Annotated in this window: 19 protein-coding genes and 1 tRNA gene; 11 read left to right on the plus strand and 9 right to left on the minus strand. The window is 63.3% G+C overall.

What is annotated here, in order from left to right:
* Positions 1 to 86: 86 nt before the first annotated feature.
* From PW947_RS20605 to PW947_RS20620, 4 genes are all read left to right on the plus strand, one after another.
* Entirely contained in the window at positions 87 to 1268 is a 1182-nt protein-coding gene (locus PW947_RS20605; protein WP_299634228.1) for a PLP-dependent aminotransferase family protein, read from the plus strand.
* Between the two features lie 58 nt (positions 1269 to 1326).
* The gene (locus PW947_RS20610) at positions 1327 to 1791 is read left to right on the plus strand and encodes a RidA family protein (protein WP_299634229.1); all 465 of its coding nucleotides are present in this window, start codon (positions 1327 to 1329) and stop codon (positions 1789 to 1791) included.
* Positions 1792 to 2322: 531 nt separating this feature from the next.
* A complete protein-coding gene (locus PW947_RS20615) occupies positions 2323 to 4683 on the plus strand; it encodes an EAL domain-containing protein (RefSeq protein WP_299634230.1) in 2361 nt (786 codons plus the stop codon).
* Positions 4684 to 5000: 317 nt separating this feature from the next.
* Positions 5001 to 6209 (plus strand): chromate transporter, encoded by a 1209-nt coding sequence (locus PW947_RS20620; RefSeq protein WP_299634231.1) that lies wholly within the window; start codon positions 5001 to 5003, stop codon positions 6207 to 6209.
* A 106-nt stretch (positions 6210 to 6315) separates the two neighbouring features.
* Here PW947_RS20620 and PW947_RS20625 read toward each other — a convergent pair whose 3' ends face one another.
* From PW947_RS20625 to PW947_RS20645, 5 genes are all read right to left on the minus strand, one after another.
* Positions 6316 to 6774: a CopD family protein gene (locus PW947_RS20625; protein ID WP_299634232.1), complete on the minus strand. Its 459-nt coding sequence runs from the start codon at positions 6772 to 6774 to the stop codon at positions 6316 to 6318.
* A gap of 296 nt (positions 6775 to 7070) precedes the next feature.
* Positions 7071 to 9392 carry a DNA topoisomerase IV subunit A gene (gene parC / locus PW947_RS20630; RefSeq protein WP_299634233.1) on the minus strand — a complete coding sequence of 774 codons (2322 nt, stop codon included), beginning with the start codon at positions 9390 to 9392 and terminating at the stop codon, positions 7071 to 7073.
* Between the two features lie 67 nt (positions 9393 to 9459).
* Positions 9460 to 11445 carry a DNA topoisomerase IV subunit B gene (locus PW947_RS20635; protein WP_299634234.1) on the minus strand — a complete coding sequence of 662 codons (1986 nt, stop codon included), beginning with the start codon at positions 11443 to 11445 and terminating at the stop codon, positions 9460 to 9462.
* A gap of 583 nt (positions 11446 to 12028) precedes the next feature.
* Positions 12029 to 13963, minus strand: a complete 1935-nt coding sequence (locus PW947_RS20640) for an ATP-binding cassette domain-containing protein (protein ID WP_299634236.1) — start codon at positions 13961 to 13963, stop codon at positions 12029 to 12031.
* Between the two features lie 210 nt (positions 13964 to 14173).
* Entirely contained in the window at positions 14174 to 14587 is a 414-nt protein-coding gene (locus PW947_RS20645) for a DUF4399 domain-containing protein (protein ID WP_299634237.1), read from the minus strand.
* Positions 14588 to 14866: 279 nt separating this feature from the next.
* Between PW947_RS20645 and PW947_RS20650 the strand changes: the two genes are divergently transcribed.
* Both PW947_RS20650 and PW947_RS20655 read left to right on the plus strand, forming a co-directional pair.
* A complete protein-coding gene (locus tag PW947_RS20650) occupies positions 14867 to 15052 on the plus strand; it encodes a rubredoxin (RefSeq protein WP_299634238.1) in 186 nt (61 codons plus the stop codon).
* Between the two features lie 327 nt (positions 15053 to 15379).
* Positions 15380 to 15454, plus strand: a tRNA-Arg gene (locus PW947_RS20655).
* A 146-nt stretch (positions 15455 to 15600) separates the two neighbouring features.
* Here the strand turns inward: PW947_RS20655 and PW947_RS20660 are convergent.
* Positions 15601 to 15939 (minus strand): ecotin precursor, encoded by a 339-nt coding sequence (locus PW947_RS20660; protein WP_299634239.1) that lies wholly within the window; start codon positions 15937 to 15939, stop codon positions 15601 to 15603.
* Positions 15940 to 16070: 131 nt separating this feature from the next.
* Between PW947_RS20660 and PW947_RS20665 the strand changes: the two genes are divergently transcribed.
* A complete protein-coding gene (locus PW947_RS20665; RefSeq protein ID WP_299634241.1) occupies positions 16071 to 16460 on the plus strand; it encodes a hypothetical protein in 390 nt (129 codons plus the stop codon).
* A gap of 74 nt (positions 16461 to 16534) precedes the next feature.
* Here PW947_RS20665 and PW947_RS20670 read toward each other — a convergent pair whose 3' ends face one another.
* From PW947_RS20670 to PW947_RS20680, 3 genes are all read right to left on the minus strand, one after another.
* A complete protein-coding gene (locus PW947_RS20670) occupies positions 16535 to 17239 on the minus strand; it encodes a glutathione S-transferase N-terminal domain-containing protein (RefSeq protein WP_299634242.1) in 705 nt (234 codons plus the stop codon).
* Positions 17240 to 17403: 164 nt separating this feature from the next.
* Positions 17404 to 17625 (minus strand): hypothetical protein, encoded by a 222-nt coding sequence (locus PW947_RS20675; protein WP_299634244.1) that lies wholly within the window; start codon positions 17623 to 17625, stop codon positions 17404 to 17406.
* A 297-nt stretch (positions 17626 to 17922) separates the two neighbouring features.
* Positions 17923 to 18111, minus strand: a complete 189-nt coding sequence (locus PW947_RS20680; protein WP_299634246.1) for a CsbD family protein — start codon at positions 18109 to 18111, stop codon at positions 17923 to 17925.
* Positions 18112 to 18270: 159 nt separating this feature from the next.
* Between PW947_RS20680 and PW947_RS20685 the strand changes: the two genes are divergently transcribed.
* The 4 genes from PW947_RS20685 (at position 18271) to PW947_RS20700 (ending at position 21346) form a co-directional block, all read left to right on the plus strand.
* Positions 18271 to 18600 carry a hypothetical protein gene (locus PW947_RS20685; RefSeq protein ID WP_299634247.1) on the plus strand — a complete coding sequence of 110 codons (330 nt, stop codon included), beginning with the start codon at positions 18271 to 18273 and terminating at the stop codon, positions 18598 to 18600.
* A gap of 223 nt (positions 18601 to 18823) precedes the next feature.
* Positions 18824 to 20161, plus strand: coding sequence for a DNA (cytosine-5-)-methyltransferase (dcm, locus tag PW947_RS20690; protein ID WP_299634249.1), 1338 nt, complete (start codon positions 18824 to 18826; stop codon positions 20159 to 20161).
* 9 nt (positions 20162 to 20170) lie between these two features.
* Positions 20171 to 20689, plus strand: a complete 519-nt coding sequence (locus PW947_RS20695; RefSeq protein ID WP_299634251.1) for a very short patch repair endonuclease — start codon at positions 20171 to 20173, stop codon at positions 20687 to 20689.
* Between the two features lie 153 nt (positions 20690 to 20842).
* Complete coding sequence (locus PW947_RS20700; RefSeq protein ID WP_299634252.1) at positions 20843 to 21346, plus strand: YbhB/YbcL family Raf kinase inhibitor-like protein; 504 nt, start codon at positions 20843 to 20845, stop codon at positions 21344 to 21346.
* The last annotated feature ends 110 nt before the right edge of the window (positions 21347 to 21456 follow it).

Raw genomic sequence — 21456 nt, forward strand, 5'->3', positions numbered from 1 at the left:
CTGACCCGGCGGCCAACTCGGGCGATAATACCCAACCTCCGAATCATCAACCAACCCGATTCCAGCGCAACCCAGTAGAGGAGACCATGGATCAAAGCGACCTTAACGCCCCGACGTGGCAATTGTCCGAACGCGCCCTCAAGCTCACCAGCTCGGCGATTCGCGAAATCCTGAAGGTCACCGAACGGCCCGAGGTCATTTCTTTCGCAGGCGGCCTGCCGTCGCCCGTGACGTTCCCGGCCGAGCGCATGCGCGAAGCGTCCGACCGCATCCTGCGCGACACGCCGGGCGCGGCGCTGCAATACAGCGCCACCGAAGGCTATCTGCCGCTGCGTGAATGGATCGCCGCGCGCTTTTCCGTGCGCGTGTCGCAAGTGCTGATCACGACCGGCTCGCAGCAGGCGCTCGACCTGCTCGGCAAAGTGCTGATCGACGAAGGCAGCCGCGCGCTGGTCGAAACGCCGACGTATCTCGGCGCACTGCAATCGTTCTCGCTGTATGCACCGGACTTCGTCCAGGTCGCCGCCGACGAAGCCGGGCTGATCCCGGCGTCGCTGACGCCCGAACTGACCGCCGGCGCGCGCCTGCTGTACGCGCAACCGAACTTCCAGAACCCGACCGGCCGCCGTCTGCCGCTGGAACGCCGTCGCGCGCTCGCCGAACTGGCGAAGACCGCGTCGTTCCCGGTGATCGAGGACGATCCGTACGGCGCGCTCGATTACGCGGGCGAGCCGCTGCCTACGCTGCTGTCGATGGCGCCGGACCACATCGTGTATCTCGGCTCGTTCTCGAAAGTGCTCGCGCCGGGTCTGCGGATCGGCTACATCATCGCGCCCGAAGATCTGCATTTCAAACTGGTGCAAGCCAAGCAGGCCAGCGATCTGCACACGCCGAGCTTCACGCAGCGCATCGTCCACGAAGTCGTCAAGGATGGCTTCCTCGACACGCATATCCCGACCATCCGCGAGGTTTATCGCAAGCAATGCGACGCGATGCTCGCCGCGCTCGAACGTTATATGCCGGAAGGCGTCACGTGGAACCGTCCGGAAGGCGGCATGTTCCTGTGGCTGAATCTGCCCGCGCATATCGACACGATGAAGCTGCTCGAGGAATCGATCGCGCAGAACGTCGCGTTCGTGCCGGGTGCGCCGTTCTTCGCGAACGAAGCGCAGCACAACACGCTGCGTCTGTCGTTCGTGACGGTGCCCGACGCGAAGATCGACGAAGGCGTGTCGAAGCTCGGCGCGCTGATCCGCTCGAAGCTCTAAGCCGTGATGCCGGGCGTCCGGCATCGCAATCATCATCTACTCATCGTCAGGATCTGCAATGTCGCAAGCCAATGTATATGACAAGCTGAAGGAACTGGGCATCGAACTGCCCATCGCGGGCGCACCGGCCGCCGCGTACGTGATGAGCGCGCAAAGCGGCAACACGGTGTACCTGTCCGGGCACATCGCGAAGAAAGACGGCAAGGTGTGGGTCGGCAAGCTCGGCGCGACGTTGGCCACCGAAGAAGGCAAGGCCGCCGCGCGTTCGATCGCGATCGACCTGATGGCGACGCTGCACGCGCATGTCGGCGATCTGAACCGCGTGACGCGCATCGTCAAGGTAATGAGCCTCGTCAATTCGACGCCGGAGTTCACCGAGCAGCATCTGGTGACGAACGGCGCGTCGGAACTGATCGCGGAAGTGTTCGGCGATGCGGGCAAGCATGCCCGCTCGGCGTTCGGCGTCGCGCAGATTCCGATGGGCGCTTGCGTCGAGATCGAACTGATCGCCGAAGTCGCGTAATCGCGTAATCGCGTAATCGCGTAATCGCGTAATCGCGTAATCACGCAATGACGTCATGACGTCATGACATAACGCCGCGACACGCGCGCCCGTCTCAAACGGGCAACCCATCCGCGCCGCAGACAGTTCCGCTGTCTGCGGCGCGGTTTGTTTTGGCGAAACGAACGCGTCGAACGTAGAATCGACGCGCTTCGGGTTCACGAAACGGCTTTCATGCCGCCTGCGTTCGCCGCCCCTGGAACCCCCGCCCGGCGCGGCTGCCGGTAAGGTTCGATAGCCGCCGCAAGGTCGGGTCGAGCGTATACCCGGTGTTGCCACTCTTCCCGAAACCAGAGGCATTCAGTAATATCAAAGCGCATTCGATCGCCTATCGAGGGCTCGGCCGTGGCCGCCGCCCTTCCCACTGCGCAGCAGCCCTGGCATTCCGTTCATCATGCAGCCCATTCTGAAACTTGCGCAATCGATGCAGCAGTCGTGGCAGACCACGCAATCCGTACCGTTCGCCGGCTGCAACCGGGCGTTTCCAGCCCGATGAATCCTTTTCGAGGCACTCCCTCGCACGACGCGCCGCGTCGGCGCGACCCCATCGTGACGCGGCGACGCGCGCTACTCGCCATCCCCGCGCTCGGCGTGCTGGTGCTGATCCTGCTGTGGACCGTGATTTTCGCGCGGCTGTCGGTGGAAAAAGACGCGACGTATCGCGAGGCGATGGCGTCCTCGGCGATTCTTTCGGCGGCGCTGCAGCAGCACACGGTGAAGGCGATCCATCAGGTCGACCAGATCACCCGTTTCGTCAAATATGAATTCGAGAAGACACCCAATCATTTCGACCTCACGAGCACGGTCGAGAAAGGCGTGGTGCAAAGCGAAACGCTGGTTCAGGTCTCGCTGATCGACGAACACGGCAAGCTGATCGCCAATACCGCCGAACTCAATCCGAAACACATCGATCTGTCCGACCGCGAGCATTTCCGCGTCCACGAACACGAAAACGACGACCAGCTGTTTATCAGCAAGCCGGTGCTCGGCCGCGTGTCCGGTCACTGGACCTTGCAGATGACGCGCCGCCTGAATCATCCGGACGGCTCGTTCGCGGGCGTCGTGGTGGTGTCGGAAGACCCGAGCTACTTCACGAGCGACTTCTACAACAACGCGGCGATCGGTCGCGACGGCGTGATCGCGGTCATTTCCGACAACGGCACGGTGCTCGCCCGCCGCACCGGCAACGCGCCGGATTCCGCGAGCACGTTCACCGCGAGCGGCATGTATCCGACCTCGGAGCACGTGTCCGGCACCTATGTCGATTCGATCGACAACGTCACGCGGATCGTCTCGTACCGGCATATCGACGGTTATCCGCTCGGCGTGCTGGTCGGTCTGTCGCAGGCCGAAGAATTCGCCGACTACAACCACACGCGCGACGTCTACCTGCTGATGGCAGGCTTTATCTCGCTCGCGATGCTCAGTTTCTTCGCGGTCGCGACCGGCCTGATCGGCAAGCTGCTCGGCCGCGAGCGCGAGATGACGCATCTGGTCGAATACGATCTGCTGACCGGTCTGCGCAACCGCTACGCGACGCTGCAAGGCCTGCGGCACGACGTGGCGCAAGCCGCCAATCTCGGTCACCTCGCGATCCTCTTTATCGACCTCGACAACTTCAAGACCGTCAATGACACGCTCGGCCACAACGCGGGCGACATCGTGCTGCAAATGACCGCATCGCGCCTCGCCGATGCGATCGGCGACGGCGGCACGCTGAGCCGGATCGGCGGGGACGAGTTCGTGGTGGTCGTCAAAGGCGACGACGTCGAGAAGCGCGCGGTGGCGCTGGCCGAAGCCGCCGCCGACGTCTTCGCGAAACCGTTCGAAGTGCGCGGCAGCGCGTTCGTGCTGCACGCGAGCATCGGCATTGCGTTGTATTCGATCGCGCACGAAAACGAGATCGACCTGCTGAAGAAGGCGGATCTGGCGATGTACAGCGCGAAAGATGCGGGCAAGAACTGCTATCAGTTCTACTCGCCGCAACTGTCGCACCGTGCCGATCACCTGATGAAGTGGGAACAGCAACTGCGCGTCGCGCTCGCCGACGGCCAGCTCTTTCTCGCCTATCAGCCCAAGATCGACCTGACGCGGCGTTGCATCACCGGTTTCGAGGCGCTCGTGCGCTGGAACCATCCGCAGCACGGGCTGATTCCAGCCAACGAATTCATTCCGGTCGCGGAATCGACCGGATTGATCGTGCCGATCGGCGATTTCGTGATCGAAACCGCGTGCCGTCAGCTTGCCGCGTGGCAACAGCAGGGTTACGACACGTTGTCGCTCGCCGTGAATATCTCGGCAGTGCAGTTCTGGCGCGGCGACCTTTACGAAACGGTGTCGCGCGCAATCGAGGAAACCGGCATTTCCGCGCGCCGCCTGGAACTGGAAATCACCGAGACCGCGATGATGGAATATCCGGATCTGGTGTCGGAGAAGATTTTCGCGCTGAAGCGGCTCGGCATCCGTATCGCACTCGACGATTTCGGCACCGGCTATTCGTCGCTGTCGTACCTGAACCGGTTTTCGGTCGATACGCTGAAGGTCGATCGCTCGTTCGTGCAAGCCATTCCCGCCGACCGCAGCGTCTGCGTGATGGTGACGGCCATCGTCAATCTGGCGCGCTCGCTGGGGCTGACGGTCGTGGTAGAAGGCACCGAAACCGAAGAACAGATTGCGTGGCTCGCGGCGCTCGGCCATATCGAGGCGCAAGGCTTCCTGTTTTCGCGTCCGGTTCCCGCCGAGGCGATCGGCGCGCTGCTCGACCGGTTCGGCGTATGCGGTCTGCAAGACCAGCAACAGAGCGTCGACGAGCCGGACATCGAACGCGTCAGCGCAACCCCGAGCGGCCAGTAAGGCTGGGCGCCGTCCCGCACCGGACGGCGGCCAGCGCGGCGCGTCACCCATCGCGCGTCGCGTCGCGCGCTTGCGCATCGCTCCATTACGATCGCTTTCCAGCGCACTTACGCATCTGTTAAGCACGGACGAAACCGGCTACATTCCTGTGGTGCGCGCCACCGATGCAACGCGGTGACAATCCGCGCACAGGCTCACCGCAATATCAGGAACACCAAGGCTCACAACGCTGCGCGCCGCTCTGACCGGTTCAGGCGCGCGATGAATAGAACGCTAGACCTGAGAAGCGCGCGCCGTCCATCCGGCGCGCGGACGCCATGCACATGATGACGAGCCAGGATGTCGCCCGTAGCACCGAGCGGGAACCGCTGTGGACGCTGTTCCGTGTGGTATTCGGCCTGTCGGCGCTGTCGTGGGGCGGACTCGCGCTGATGGCGCAGCTGGAGAACCACTACGTCGAGCGGGAAGACCGGCTGTCGCGGGTCGAATTCTCCGATCTGATCGCGCTCGCGTGGATGGTGCCGGGGCCGGTCGGGTGCAACGTCGCCGTGCAGCTCGGCCATGCATTGCGCGGACGGGCCGGCGCCTGGGTCGCGGGCGCGGCCAGCGTGCTGCCCTTCGCGATCCTGATGACCGTGTTCGCGATCTTCTACCGCACGCCGCTGATCCGCTCGCTGGCGTCGCAAACCCTGCTCAATCACTTCAGCGTCGTGCTCGCGACCTTGATCGGCATTACCTGGTACAAGCAGACGCGCGCGCTGGTGCGCGGCCGCCTGGAGTGGATCGCGGCGGCGCTCGGTTGCGTGGCACTGGTGTTCGCGCACAGTCCGGCGGCCTATGTGCTGATGCTCGGCACGGCCTTCGCGACGGGCTGGTTCGTGAGCCCTGTGCGCAGCGGACGGGTGACGGTGGCGATCGCGCGTGGAGACTGGCAGTTGATCGGCGCGCTCGGCGTGCTGCTCGCGCTGTTCGCGATTCCGCTGCCGCATCGCTACGATCTGATGCTGCTGTGGCCGCGGCTCGCGGGCGCGGGCATGACGCTGTTCGGCGGCGGTTTCTCAGCGTTGCCGGTTCTGAAAACCCTGTTCGTGTCGCCGTCGATCGGTGTGTCGGATAACGACTTCACGCTGGCGTTTTCGCTATCGCCGCTGTCGCCGGGGCCGTTGCTGAACGTGGTGCCGTTCTTCGGCTATCTGATCGACGGCTGGCCAGGCGCGCTGATCGCGACGCTGGCGTTGTTCGTACCGTCGGGGTGTCTGGTAGTGCTCGCGCAGCGTCATCTGCATCAACTGAAAGCCGACGCCCGCTTCGAGCACGGGATGCGCATTCTGCGCGCGGTCACCACCGCGTTTCTCGCCGTAGCGGTCTTGAAAATTGCGGGGCGCGTGCCGCTGGAAGCGCCGTACCTGTTGACGGCGGCGTTCTCGGCGATATGTTTCGCGAAGCTGAAAGTGCCCGTATATGCGGTGTACGGGACCGTCGCGGTGGCATGTGGCGCGTGGCTCGCGTACGTGGCGATGCACTAGCGGCGTCGGCGCCGGCGTGGGGGCGCGGACTGGCGAAATCGCGAAATCGCGGTCTCGCAGACCCGTGAAATCGCGACACGTCTAAAACGTCTAAAACGTCTAAACCTTAAAACCCGCGCGACAACACCGCGACGCCGATCGTCACGATGCCCAGCACGATATTGACGAGCACCAGACGACGCACCGTCCCGACCGCGTTCGCGCCGTCCGGCCAGCGTTGCGCCTGCACCGCGCGACGGATGCGCGGGAACACGGCAAACCGGATATGGCCGAAGATCAGCATCATCACGATGCCCAGCCCTGCCATCGCGTGAAGCGGCCACGACGCGTGACCGCCGCCGTATTGCATCAGCAGGAAACCGCCGGACAGCAGGATCACCAGCACCGACGCCGCGACCCAGTTGAAGAAGCGTCCAAATACCGATTCCCACAGCGGCAACCGGAGTTGCGGCGACAGGTCGGCGAGCGCCGGACGCAGACAGAAATGCGCGAAGATCATGCCGCCGACCCAGACGGCGACACCCAGCAGATGCAGAAACAGCGCGAGTTCGATGGCTTTATTCATGTAGTTTTCCTCTCCCGATGATGACGCGCCGCTGCGTGCGGGGCACGGCGTATGAGCGCGTTCGACTGCCCGTGGAACGTGCAGTTCCGCGACACAGTATCCGCCATCGTGTTGTTTTTTATATGTAGCGCCGTTTGAGCGCCACGCCCCGGTATTGTGGGTAAAGCCAAAACGCCCGCATGTATTGCCTGGATTCCCCGGCGGGCCGGGCGGTTTGCGACACCTCACGGCATCGCGAACCACCCTTGAACGACCATGCTGCCGATCGACAGATCAGCGAATCAGCGAACCACGGATCAACCCGCCAGTACCGGCCGCAACGCTGCGACCTTGACGCGCGTATCCGGCAGACGGCCCTTGCGTGCGCGTTTGCCGACGTGCGGCGCAAGCGCCGACGCGTTCATCGATTCCTCGACCTGCTTGCCGCCGCGACCGGTGCCGAGCAGCACCAGACCCGCCTTGTTGATCGCGAGCGCCTGAACCAGCGTCTCGTTTTCGTCGAGCGCCATCAGCGTGACGCCGCGTCCGCCGCCCGACAACGTCTTCATTTCGTCGAGGCCGAACACCAGCAGACGCGCGCCGCTCGATAGACAGGCGATCTGCGTCGCGTCGGGCAGCATCGGCATCGGAGCGAGCGGTGCAGCGCCCGCGTCGATCGTCATAAACGACTTGCCCGCCTTCACGCGGCTGACCATGTCGCCGACCTTCGCGATAAAGCCGAAACCGTTGCTCGACGCGAGCAGCAGCGCCTGATCCGCGGGCGCGGCGTAGTAATGCATCAGGTGACTGCCCGACTCCAGTTCGATCAGCGACGTGACCGGCACGCCGTCGCCACGACCGCCCGGCAACAGCGCCACCGCGACCGAATAGACGCGACCGTTGCTGCCCCACGCGATCAGCGTGTCCGGCGTGCGGGACTGGAACGCCGCGTACAGGCCGTCGCCGGCCTTGAACGTGAAGCCGGCGGCATCGAGACCGTGGCCCTTCAGCGCCCGCACCCAGCCCTTTTGCGACACCACGACCGTCACCGGTTCGTCGACCACGCGCACTTCGAACGTTGCGCGCTTTTCCTGCTGGATCAGCGTGCGCCGATCGTCGCCGTACTGTTTCGCATCGCCTTCGATTTCCTTGATGATCAGACGCTTCATCGACGTGTCGCTGCCGAGCAGTTCTTCGAGCTTGGCTTTTTCGTCCCACAGCTCGGACAGCTCTTTCTCGATCTTGATCTTTTCCAGACGCGCCAACTGACGCAAGCGGATTTCGAGAATGTCTTCCGCCTGACGGTCGGACAAGCCGAACGCCGTGATCAGCGCCTGCTTCGGCTCGTCGGATTCGCGGATGATGCGGATCACTTCGTCGATATTCAGGAAGACGATCATCCGGCCTTCGAGAATATGGATACGGTCGTCCACCTTGCCCAGACGATGACGCGTGCGGCGCGTGACCGTCGCGAAACGGAAGCCGATCCACTCGCGCAGCATCTCGCCGATGCCCTTCTGACGCGGCCGGCCGTCGGCGCCGACCATCACCAGATTCAGCGACGCGTTCGATTCGAGGCTGGTATGCGCGAGCAGCGTCGTGACGAACTCGGTCTGATCGATGCGGCTCGACTTCGGCTCGAACACGAGTCGCACCGGCGCGTCCTTGCCGGACTCGTCGCGTACTGCGTCGAGCAGTCCGAGCATGGTCTGTTTGGTCTGAAGCTGGTCTGGCGTGAGCGTCTTCTTGCCGAGCTTGATCTTCGGATTGGTCTGCTCTTCGATCTCTTCGAGCACCTTTTGCGCGGCCGTGTTCGGCGGCAATTCGGTGATCACGAGTTGCCACTGACCGCGCGCGAGTTCTTCGATTTTCCAGCGCGCGCGTACCTTCAGGCTGCCGCGTCCGTTCTCGTAAGCTGCGGCGATTTCGGCTTCGCTCGAAATGATCTGGCCGCCGCCGGGGAAGTCCGGTCCCGGGATCAGTTGCATCAGTTCGGCGTGCTCGATCTTCGGATTGCGGATCATCGCGACGGCCGCTGCCGCCACTTCGCGCAGGTTGTGCGACGGAATTTCCGTCGCGAGACCGACTGCGATGCCCGAGGCGCCGTTCAGCAGCACGAACGGCAAGCGTGCGGGCAACAGCCTCGGTTCCTGGAACGAGCCGTCGTAGTTCGACATGAAATCGACCGTGCCCTGGTTGATTTCGTCGAGCAGCAGTTTCGCGATCGGCGTCAGGCGCGCTTCGGTGTATCGCATCGCGGCGGCGCCGTCGCCGTCGCGCGAACCGAAATTGCCTTGACCGTCGATCAGCGGATAGCGCATCGAAAAGTCTTGCGCGAGACGCACCAGCGCGTCGTACGCGGACTGGTCGCCGTGCGGGTGATATTTACCCAGCACATCGCCGACCACGCGCGCCGACTTCACGGGTTTCGCGTTGTCGCCGAGGCCCATCTCGTTCATCGCGAACAGGATGCGGCGCTGCACCGGCTTCTGGCCGTCGCAAACGTCCGGCAACGCGCGGCCCTTGACGACGCTGACCGCGTAGTCGAGGTACGCGCGTTCGGCGTAGTTGCCGAGCGTCAGGAAGTCGCCGTCGGGCGCTGCCGGCGCATTGAAAAGATCAACAGTGTTGTCGTCCATCTAGATTCGTATCCGTGTTTGGCATCAAGTGGCGAAGCGTCGAGGCGGCGCGCTGAACGCGCGTCGCTCAGATGTCCGCTTCGACTTCGTTGCCCTTTTCTTCGAGCCAGCTGCGGCGCGACGCCGCTTCGCCCTTGCCCATCAGCATCGTCATCCGGGCGACGGTCATGTCGTAATCGAGTTCGCCCAGCGCAACCGGCGACAGCCGACGCGTATCGGGATTCATCGTGGTATCCCACAACTGTTCCGCGCTCATTTCGCCCAGACCCTTGAAGCGGCTGATCGACCATTGGGTGTCGCGCACGCCGTCCTTGCGGAGCTTGTCGGTGATTGCTTCGAGTTCGCCTTCGTCGAGCGCGTACAGCTTCTGCGCCGGCTTCTTGCCGCGCGCGGGCGCATCGACGCGAAACAGCGGCGGACGCGCCACGCACACATGGCCGCGTTCGATCAGTTGCGGGAAATGCTTGAAGAACAGCGTCAGCAACAGCACCTGAATGTGCGAGCCGTCCACGTCCGCGTCGGAGAGAATGCAGATCTTGCCGTAGCGCAGATTGGACAGATCGACCTTGTCGTCCGGGCTATGCGGATCGACGCCGATCGCCACCGAAATGTCGTGCACTTCGTTGTTCGCAAACAGCCGGTCGCGTTCGGTTTCCCATGTGTTGAGCACCTTGCCGCGCAACGGCAGGATGGCCTGATATTCCTTGTCGCGGCCCATCTTCGCGGAGCCGCCGGCCGAATCGCCCTCGACAAGGAACAGTTCGTTGCGCTTGATATCCGTCGATTCGCAATCGGTCAGCTTGCCCGGCAACACCGCGACGCCCGAGCTCTTGCGCTTCTCGACCTTCTGACCGGCGCGGGTGCGCGCCTGCGCCTGCTTGATGACGAGATCGGCGAGCTTCTTGCCGTGCTCGACGTGCTGGTTCAGCCACAACTCCAGCGCCGGACGCGCGAACGACGACACCAGCTTGACCGCATCGCGGCTGTTCAGGCGTTCCTTGATCTGGCCTTGGAACTGCGGGTCGAGCACTTTCGCGGACAGCACGAACGACACGCGCGCGAACACGTCTTCCGCGAGCAGCTTGACGCCCTTCGGTTGCAGGTTATGCAGTTCGACGAAGCTCTTGACCGCCTGGAACAGCCCTTCGCGCAAGCCGGATTCGTGCGTGCCGCCGGCCGGCGTGGGAATCAGGTTCACGTACGACTCGCGCATCAGCGTGCCTTCTTCGCTCCACGCGACGACCCACGCCGCGCCCTCGCCTTCGGCGAAGGTTTCTTCGTTGGAGCGCGAGTTTTCCGCGTAACGCTCGCCTTCGAACAGCGGAATCAGCAGATCGCTGCCGTTCATCCCTTCGAGCAGATAGCCGCGCAGACCGTCGTCGTATTTCCAGGTTTGGCGCTCGCCGCTCTTCTCGTTGATCAGCGTGACTTCGACGCCCGGCAGCAGCACGGCTTTCGAGCGCAGCAGGCGTTGCAGTTCGCCGAGCGGCAGATTGGGGGAATCGAAGTATTTCGGATCGGCCCATGCGGTGACGCGCGTGCCCGACTTCTTTTCACCGCGCGCGGCCGCACGCACCTGCAGCGTCCTCGCGACGTCGCCGTGTGCGAAACCGAGTTCCGCGACTTTGCCGTCGCGCCACACGGTGACGTCGAGGCGGGTGGACAGTGCGTTGGTGACCGACACGCCGACGCCGTGCAGGCCGCCCGAGAACGTGTAGGCGCCGCCGGCGGCTTTATCGAATTTGCCGCCTGCATGCAGACGCGTGAAGACGATTTCGACGACCGGCACGCCCTCTTCGGGATGCATGCCGAACGGGATGCCGCGCCCGTCGTCTTCGACCGACACGGACTGGTCGGCATGCAGCGTGACCGTGATCTGACGGCCGTGGCCGCCGAGCGCCTCGTCCGACGCGTTGTCGATCACTTCCTGGATGATGTGCAGCGGATTTTCGGTGCGCGTATACATGCCGGGCCGTTGCTTGACCGGCTCGAGGCCCTTCAACACCTTGATCGACGCTTCGCTATACGCGGCGCTTGGCTTTTTCGTAGACATGGCTTACTGGGGTCCGTCGGTTCATCGATGTCCACAGATCCTGTGGACATCTGCGTGGACAATGCGTTGAGTTTTCAAAAAAAGCGAAACGAAACAACGGGCTTGATTGTGATGCCCGCCGCGCGGGCAAGTTGTTCTGTCGCCGGCCTCCTGAGCGCATACCGCTTGAGGGGGCCTGTTCGCGGGGTATTTTACTGATTTCGATACAAGGGGCAATTTGCGCGTGGGCGCGGTGGACGATTTGGGCGGGTTGGGCCGCAGGCGGCGCGGCCGGTCTGGTGGGGATTGGGCTGGCTGGCCGGCGCCCGGTGCTCTCGAATACGGACTATCAGTATGCAACCACCCGACATGCTTTACGCCCGCCGCGTCGGACGCGGGATTGGTTACGGCACACCTTGCGGGCGTGTGCGTGCTTAACTCGTCGCTTACCCGCCAGGACGACGATGCGTTCAGCAAGGCCGTCCGATCTTCCCGCGCTGCGCGCCCGGCCCACACCACTCACACCCCTCGCCGCCGTCGCCACGCCACCCCCCCCGTCTCGGCACCGACGAAACCTGAACCCAGGGCTCGCCGGCGCCGGTCATCACTTGCGCTTGCTTTCCAGTTCGTCCCAACGTTCCATCGCGACCAGCAATTCCTCGTCGATCACGCCGTATCGCGCGGTCAGGCGCGCGCCTTCGGCCGCGTCCTTCGCGAAGATCGAGCCATCTGCGAGCTTGCCGTTGATCTCTTTCTGCTCCGCTTCCAGCGCGGCGATCGTCACCGGCAGCGCTTCGAGCTCGCGCTGTTCCTTGAACGACATCTTCGCCGCGCGTTGCGCGTTGCGGCCGGCACCGCCGTCTTTCGCCGCAGTGTCTTTGGCCGCTTCTTTCGATACTTCTTTCGACGCTTCCAGCGCCATCTGCGCCGACCGCTCGCGCTGGATGGTCCAGTCGGTAAAGCCACCGACGTATTCGCGCCACTTGCCTTCGCCTTCCGACGCAATCACCGACGTCGCGACGTTGTCGAGGAACGCGCGGTCGTGGCTGACCAGCAGCACCGTGCCGTCGTAATCCGTCAGCAGTTCTTCGAGCAGTTCGAGCGTGGGAATATCGAGGTCGTTGGTGGGTTCGTCGAGCACCAGCACGTTCGCCGGGCGCGCGAACAGACGCGCCAGCAGCAGACGGTTACGCTCGCCGCCCGACAGCGACTTCACCGGCGAACGCGCGCGTTCCGGTGCGAACAGGAAGTCGCCGAGATAGCTCATCACGTGCTTCTTCGTGCCGTTCACTTCGACCCAGTCGCTACCGGGACTGATCGTGTCGGCGAGGCTCTTTTCGAGGTCGAGCTGCGCGCGCATCTGATCGAAGTACGCGACTTGCAGGTTCGTGCCGACGCGCACCGTGCCTTCGTCCGGCTTCAACTCGCCGAGAATGATCTTCAGCAGCGTGGTCTTGCCTGCGCCGTTCGGACCGACGAAACCGATCTTGTCGCCGCGCATCACCGTGGCCGAGAACGTATCGACGATCGTGCGGCCGCCGTAGTGCTTCGACACGTCCGTCAGTTCCGCGACGATCTTGCCGGACTTCTCGCCTTGTCCGACGTCGAGCTTCACATTGCCCTGCACGTTCCGGCGGTCCGCGCGCTCACCGCGCATTTCCACGAGCCGCGCAATCCGCCCGACGCTGCGCGTGCGCCGCGCTTCGACGCCCTTGCGAATCCACACTTCTTCCTGCGCGAGCAGTTTGTCGAACTTGTCGTTCTCGATACGCTCGACTTCGAGTTGCTGCGCCTTGCGCGTCTGGTATTCGGAGAAATTGCCCGGATACGACAGCAGACGGCCACGATCGAGTTCGACGATGCGGGTTGCGACGCGATCGAGAAACGCGCGGTCGTGGGTGATGAACAGCAGGCCCGAGCGCTGCGAGATCAGCAGTTCTTCGAGCCAGCGGATACCGTCGAAATCGAGGTGGTTGGTCGGTTCGTCGAGCAGCAACACGTCCGGCTGCACGACCAGCGCACGCGCCAGCGCGACGCGCTTCTGCATCCCGCCCGACAACGCGCCGACCCGCAAGCTGCCGTCGAGCCCGATCTGCGCGAGCGTGGTCTCGACGCGATTGCGCCAGTTCCACGCGTCGGTCGTGTCGAGCGACGACTGCAACGCGGTCAGCCGCGACATCAACGCATCGTGCGCCGGACCTTCGGGCGCGTCGGCGAGTTCGTGCGCGACCTGATCGAATTCGTCGAGCGCGGCGCGCGCCTGCGTCAGACCGGCGGCGACGGCTTCGAATACCGTGTGATCCACATCGAACTCGGGTTCCTGCGGCACGTAGACCGTAGTCAGGTTTTGCTGACGCGTGACGAGACCGTCGTCAGGCTTGCTGAGATCGGCAACGATGGTCAGCAGCGACGACTTGCCTGCGCCGTTGCGGCCGATCAGGCCTACGCGCTCGCCCGCTTCGAGGGAGAAATCCGCGTGATCGAGCAAGGCAACGTGGCCGAACGCCAGTTGCGCTCCGGTAATGGTATAGAGCGACATGGAGGAATATAAGAGACAGCGATGAGCCGGAAGCGGCCATTGTACCGGGCGCATCGATGCGCGCCCTTCGGCCGGATGGGATAGGACGATTCCCAACGTATTTCGTGATGTGGCCGCGCAGTCCGGTGCACACGGTTTTGCGCCGATCCGGGCCGTTTTTCGCGCGGGCCCGCTCGCCCGGCACTGGCGCGAGCCGCTCGCCGCGCGCGGTTACTTCACGTGAACGGTGATGGTTTTGCTCATTTTCGGCCCGTACGATCGATGCGCGCCGTCGCCGAATTGCAGCGTCAACGTGTGGTCGCCGGGCGGCAAGGTCAGATCGGTTTCGGTTTGACCTTTGCCGAAATGCAAGGATGTGTCGCTGACCGGAATCACTTCGCCCTGCTTCAACGGCGCGCCGTCGATCAGCAGATGATGGTGCCCCGTGCCCGCCGTCATCGTGCCGACGGGCGCGATTTTCATGCCGTCGAGGCCGAACACGACGTGAACCGGATTGCTGACCGTCGCGCCGTCTTTCGGCTGCACGAACGACACGCCTTCCGCGTGCGCCACGCCCGACACCGCGATCAATCCCGCGCACAGCGCGCCGGCAAATCCGCCAACCAACCGTTGTCTCGTGAGCATCGTTGTTCTCCTTGAGTTGAGCAGCCACGCGGCGAGCGGCAGGACGTAGCCGCGTTGAAAGGATACACCGCGACCGTGACAGTCTCGCCGTGCGAAGCAATCCACGAGACATACCGGAACCGGACCGCGCAAACGCCGCCAGGCACGGCCGACAACCCTGCGACTTTGTCGCCCGTGGGGCGTTTGCTGAATTCCGGTACCATTACGGGTGGCCGCAAACCGCCTCAAAAAGGGGCAGATTTCGCGGATTGTTGCAATAAACCGAATAAAGAGTGCGTCGTGAGTGAAGTTGTCATTGAATACAAGAGCTGGGTCTGCCTGATTTGCGGCTGGATTTATAACGAGGAAGAAGGCGTGCCGGAAGAAGGCATTGCACCGGGCACGTGCTTCGGCGATATCCCCGAAGACTGGCGCTGCCCGCTGTGCGACGTCGCCAAGGCGGAATTCGTCGTCGTCGAGTTTTAAGCGGCGTCAGACGTCGGCGCACGTTCCGGCCAACCCGGACGGTGTGCGCGAAACGGTTTCGCGTCAGGTGCAGTGTCCCCGACGCGCAACCGGCAACGGTCCGCCAGAGACGATCTGCCGGGCCGTTTTGTTTTGGCATCCGGCGCAGGCTGAATAGTCAAAGCTCTTTGATATACTTCTGCCTCGTCAGCGAATTCAGTTGGGTTGAAGACTGGATTCGTCGCCGGAAACGGCGCTTCGTGTAGGACGAAGCAGAATCGCCGCAGATGTCTGACAGAGCGGAGCGGCCGCGGATTTCACCGTGTCGCCGGTCCAGTTCAGCCTATCCTCCCCGTAGTTCAATGGATAGAACAAGTGCCTCCTAAGCGCTAGATACAGGTTCGATTCCTGTCGGGGGGACCAGTTGGGCGCGACGCGATCGTCGCAATTGTCACGCAGTCACGCTGTCGCGGTTATGTGTCGCCGCGAAGCTCGCCGGATCGAACCGCACGCATCAAACAAAAAGCCCCGCATGGCCAGCCATGCGGGGCTTTTTTCATCTGCGCGGATCAATATCCGGGCGGCGGGGGCGGCGCGTAGCCGTAGCCATAACCGGCCGGGCCGGGCGCCGGCGCACACGGAACATACGTGCGGTGATACTGATCGAAACAGTATCCCGGCGGCGCCGACGACTGATACACCGGCTGCGCGTACACGGGCTGCGCATAGACCGGCTGCTGGTACGCCACCACCGGAGCCGGGGCCAGCGCCGAGCTGACGACCGCGCCGAGCACCGCCCCGCCGATCAACGCACCGACGACATCGCCGCCGTTGCCATGTGCCGAAGCAGGCGCGGCAGCAACTGCCAGGCTACCCGCCGCCAACAAACCAATCGCAAACTTTCGCATTTTGTTCTCCCACTGACGTGGTTTAGTGATCTGATGCCATTGTCCATTGCGCCGTCTGAAATAGATGCTGCAAGTGGTAACGGCCCATTACGAAACCCGCACGCGGCGAGTGTTTCTGCAACAGATCGAAGATGGGTAAGGAAGATCGCTTCGCGGATTGCGGTCCGGCGCTAAAGCTGGTGCCCGCGCGGGCCGATAACGGAAGAATGCACACCGATCCCACCGACGTCGAACTCCTGACCGCGCTGATGAACGCCTTCGGCCACACGCCGGACACCGTCGAAGGCCGGGCGACGCAGATCAACTACGCGCTCGCCGCCGGCGATGCACGGATCGCGGCGGGCATCGTGTTCGATCAGGTGCGCGATACCGGCGCGCCGAAAACGGCCCTCGATCCGCATGCGGATTCGACCGTGCCGTATCCGGATCTCGCGCCCTTCGGTACGCAGGGGTTGGCGCAGTTCATCGAAGCGCTGGCGCACCTCGGACTGGCGTTGAAGGTCGTGCCGGTCAAAACGTAATTCCGCGCGGCCAGGCGTTGCGGAACACGCCATCAGCCACATCCAGCACGCTCAGCACGCCAGCCGCGCCCGTTCTAGCCTCGCGGCGGAATATTCAAACCTTTCTCGACCGCCGGCCGACGCACGAATGCATCGAGCGCCCGCTGCACATGCGGAAAATCGGCGATGCCGACCAGGTCGCCCGCTTCGTAAAACCCGACCAGATTCCGGATCCACGGAAACGTCGCGATATCCGCGATCGAATACTCGTCGCCGAGAATCCACACGCGCCCTGCCAGACGTTCGTTCAACACGCCCAACAAACGCTTCGACTCGGCAACATAACGGTCGCGCGGACGCTTGTCCTCGAAATCCTTGCCCGCGAATTTGTGGAAGAACCCGACCTGACCGAACATCGGTCCGACGCCGCCCATCTGGAACATCACCCACTGGATCGCTTCGTAACGACCCGCGGCATCCTTCGGCATGAACATGCCGCTTTTCTCGGCCAGATAAATCAGGATCGCGCCCGATTCGAACAGCGGCAACGGCTTGCCGTCCGGACCGTCCGGATCGAGGATCGCGGGAATCTTGTTATTCGGATTCAACGACAGAAACGCCGGCGACATCTGGTCGTTGGTATCGAAACCGACCTTGTGCGCCTCGTACGGCAATCCGGTTTCTTCCAGCATGATCGACACCTTCACGCCATTCGGCGTCGGCAACGAATAGAGCTGGATGCGGTCCGGATGCTGCGCGGGCCATTTCTGGGTAATCGGGAAAGCGGATAGATCGGCCATTGAAAATCCTTCCTGGCGGGACAGAGACGACACGGCGACAACTTCGCGTGCAATTGAGAACCGCCGCCATGCTAGCGCATGCGGTAAAACTCTGTCGGCGATGCTTCGGGTCCCGGCCGGGACGATTTCGACGCCATCTCATGCGGCATCGGCCACGGCCGCGCTCACCACGGATCGTTGGTCTCGCTTCCTGCCGTGAGGTCGTAACCGTCACGCCACAGCGCCGCGCCGATCGACGTCAGCAACACGCGCTCGTCCGCATTGAGCATCTCCCACGCCGACGCCAGCCAGACCGCGTAAGCCGCACAGGTCGTCTCCAGCTCCACGGGCGTCTTGCCCGCCAGATATTGCCGTTCGAACAACGCCAGCATCTTCTCCGGTGTCATGCCGCACCTCCTTTGCGATGCAGTGAGTTTTACGCAAGCATTACGACCCGGCGATTCTCGTTTACGTGGTGACGGATCGAACCGCGCCTGCGCGATCTTCCCCGCCGACGCGTCGCAGACAAAAAGAAAGGCGCCGAAGCGCCTTTCTCCTGCCGACCCGCATTGTCCCGGATTTCATTGCGCAAACTTACCGCGCGAAACCCCGCAACGCATGCGGCCGACACGTCGATGACCGCGTACCGCCCTGCATGATCCGCAGGCCGACACGCCGTGCATCGTCAACCCATCACGCCGCCCTTAGTGCGAGCGCTTTGCGTTGTCCTTGGCGTCTTCCTTCGCATCGCCGTATGCCTTCTGAACCTTGCCGGCGCCCTGTTGCAGATCGCCCTTCAGTTCGCGGGCCGGGTTGTCGGTCGCCTTACCTACGGCTTCGTTGACCTTACCCTTGATCTGTTCGCCTACACCCTTCACCTGGTCCTTGTTCATGTTCGGCTCCAATCTTTCAGGAATGCCGGCGCGAATTTACGCCAGTGCCTTTGTTCAGCAACGGGTGTGCCCACGACCCAAAACCGCACCCCAAAACAGCGACGAAAAATATTTCAGAACGCACCCTAAAGTTCAGACGAATACCGCCGATATCGGGGCATGGACCGACAACACCCCGTTTTGGCGTGCTCCTTTCAGGCCACGCTCATCGATCAGGACCTCACGCATATCGCCCGTGTGATGCGCGCCGCGCTCGTCGGCGATCTTGGCGGCGCGATCCTGCCCACCGCGTACTGGCGAAGGCGCCTGCACGGATTGCTCGACGCACGGCACCTGTCGAAAGCGCAGCTTTGCACGGTCGACAGCCTGCTGCTCCAGCTCGACCGATTCGACACCGACAGCTCCGCCGAATGGCACGCGCCGCCGCCGTTCAGCGCACCACCACCGCGCCGGCGCACGTCACCTTCGCCCCGCCGAATCTCACGCTGAGCCATTGGCGCTTCGCGTCGAAGCGTGTCAATTTGCATCGCGCATTGTCAGTTTTACGCGTTTCACTGTGCTTTTCCGACTGTCGCGTGGCGAAATTTCAATCGGCTTTAGCGAGGAAAGGTGCGCCCGCCGTCGATTGCGCGTGATTTTCCGCGCACGGACGCTCTGAAAAGGGACAGCTATAGGTCATAATGTCCGCAAAAATCCCCAGCAAGGACTGCGAGTGACCCAAGCCCCGCTGCTTGAACTGCTGAAACAGGCGCGCACGCGCTTCACCCAGCGCGAAATCGCCGATCACGTCGGCAAGAACATCAAGACGGTGCGTCGATGGGAAAAGGGCGACACGCCCTGCCCGGCGATGCTCGGCCCGGCGCTCCATGCAATGCTGAAAGGCGCCGCCGGCGCGAGCCACTCTGCAGAAGCCAGCGCGCCGGACGCCGCGCAGGTGCGCTTTATCGACCTCTTCGCGGGAATCGGCGGCATCCGCATGGGATTCGAGGCGAACGGCGGCCAGTGCGTATTCACCAGCGAGTGGAACGACTTCTCGAAGAAAACCTATCTCGACAACTACGGCGCGGATCACGCGTTCGTCGGCGATATCGTGTCGTTTCCCGCCGAGGACGTGCCGTCGCACGACGTGCTGCTCGGCGGCTTTCCGTGTCAGCCGTTTTCGATTGCGGGCGTCAGCAAGAAAAACGCGCTCGGCCGTCCGCACGGCTTCGAATGCACGACCCAAGGCACGCTCTTTTTCGACGTCGCGCGGATCATCGCCGCGAAGCGCCCTGCCGCGTTCCTGCTGGAGAACGTGAAGAACCTGCTGTCGCATGACAAAGGCCGCACCTTCGACGTGATCCTGCAAACCTTGCGCGACGAACTCGGCTACGAAGTGCATTACCGCGTGATCGACGGACAGCATTTCACGCCGCAGCATCGCGAGCGGATCATCATCGTCGGATTTCGCGGCAAGACCGCTTTCTCATGGGACGACCTCAGACTGCCGACGCATAGTCCGCGTCTCAAGTCGATCCTGCACAAGACCGACGGCACCGAGCCCAAGCTGCCGTGGGACAACGACCGTTTCTTCGATCACGCGACGCGCAGCGTGCAGCCGCGCTACACGTTGACGCCGAAGCTATGGGCTTATTTGCAGGCGTATGCGCAAAAGCATCGCGAAGCCGGCAACGGTTTCGGCTTCGGGATGGCCTATCCGGACAGCGTGACGCGTACGCTGTCGGCGCGTTACCACAAGGACGGCTCCGAAATCCTGGTCTATCAGGGCGACAGCATGCGACCGCGGCGGCTGACGCCGCGTGAATGCGCGCGCCTGATGGGCTTCCCCGATACGTTCCGGATTCCCGTCAGCGACACGCAGGCGTATCGCCAGTTCGGCAATAGCGTGGTGATGCCGGTGATGCGCGAAGTCGGGCGAATCATGATGCCGCATGTCCATGCGCTGCTCGGTGACGGAAACGGTAAAGACGACGCGGCCGCCGTCGAGAATGCCGCGGCGAAGCCGGCCACGCGCCGCAAAAGCAGACAGGGTCCGGCGCTGTTCGCCTAGACTGGCGCGATGGTAGACATCGTCGATCAGGCGACGCGCAGCCGGATGATGTCCGGCATCCGCGGCCGCAATACCAAGCCGGAGCTTCTGATTCGAAGCCTGCTGCATCGACGCGGCTTTCGTTTCCGGCTCGACGCGCGCGATCTCGCCGGACGGCCCGATATCGTGCTGCCGCGCTATAAGGCGGTGATCTTCGTGCATGGCTGTTTCTGGCACGGTCACGATTGCCGTCTGTTCAAATGGCCGCAAACACGCCCCGAATTCTGGCGCGACAAGATCGGCCGCAATCGCTGTAACGACGTCAAGGCGCGCGACGCGTTGCTCGCGAGCGGCTGGCGGGTCGGCACGGTGTGGGAATGCGCGCTGCGCGGCGCGGGACGCGACCTCGACGGCGTGCTGCAACGCCTGGTCGAATGGTTGCACGGCGATGCGCCGCAGTTCGAGGAACGCGGCGACGTGGTCGCGCATAGCGCGGATCCGCCGGACGCCGCAAACGCCGCGCAGACCTCAAAGACCGACGACGTCTGAACGGCGACGTGCCCGTCGAGGCGCGTCAAACGGTTCGCGCGCGGTCTTCGCGGTACGGATCGTGCAACGCACGGGTGCTACACTCGATTGACTATGCCGGGCGTTTTCAGACGCCTGCTCCCGATCACACAATATTCTTGAAGGAGGCATCCGATGGCTGACTTCCGTCTTTGGTCCGACGAGTTTCCGCTGAACGGCTTCATGCCGAAAGCGCAGGAATTCGACGACAAATCGTTCGGCGTCGATGGCGAGAACATTTCGCCGGCCTTGCAATGGGAAGGCGCACCGTCCGACGCGCAAAGTTTCGCGCTGACCGTCTACGATCCCGACGCGCCCACGGGCAGCGGCTTCTGGCACTGGGTACTCGTCAACATTCCGCCCGACGTGCGCTCGCTGCCGCGCAACGCAGGCAAGGCCGACGGCACGCTGCTGCCGCCGGGCGCGCTGCAACTGCGCAACGATTACGGCACCGTCGGCTTCGGTGGCGCCGCGCCGCCGCGTGGCGACAAGGCGCATCGCTATATCTTCCGCTTGCATGCGCTGAAGGTGCCGCATCTGCCGCTCAACGCCGACGTCACGAATGCAATCGCGCGTTTCATGACGCATCTGAACGAAGTCGATTCGACCGCTTACACCGGCATGTACCAGTTGAAGTGACCTTCGACGGCGGCGGCGGTCGCGCATCGCCGGACCGCTGAATCGATCGTCGCCCGATGACGGCGCAATGCCGCACGACATCCTCCGATGCCGCGCCGGCATTGCGCCGC

It is taken from the genome of Paraburkholderia sp. (genome assembly GCF_028283785.1).
In the GTDB taxonomy this organism is placed as follows: Bacteria; Pseudomonadota; Gammaproteobacteria; order Burkholderiales; family Burkholderiaceae; genus Paraburkholderia.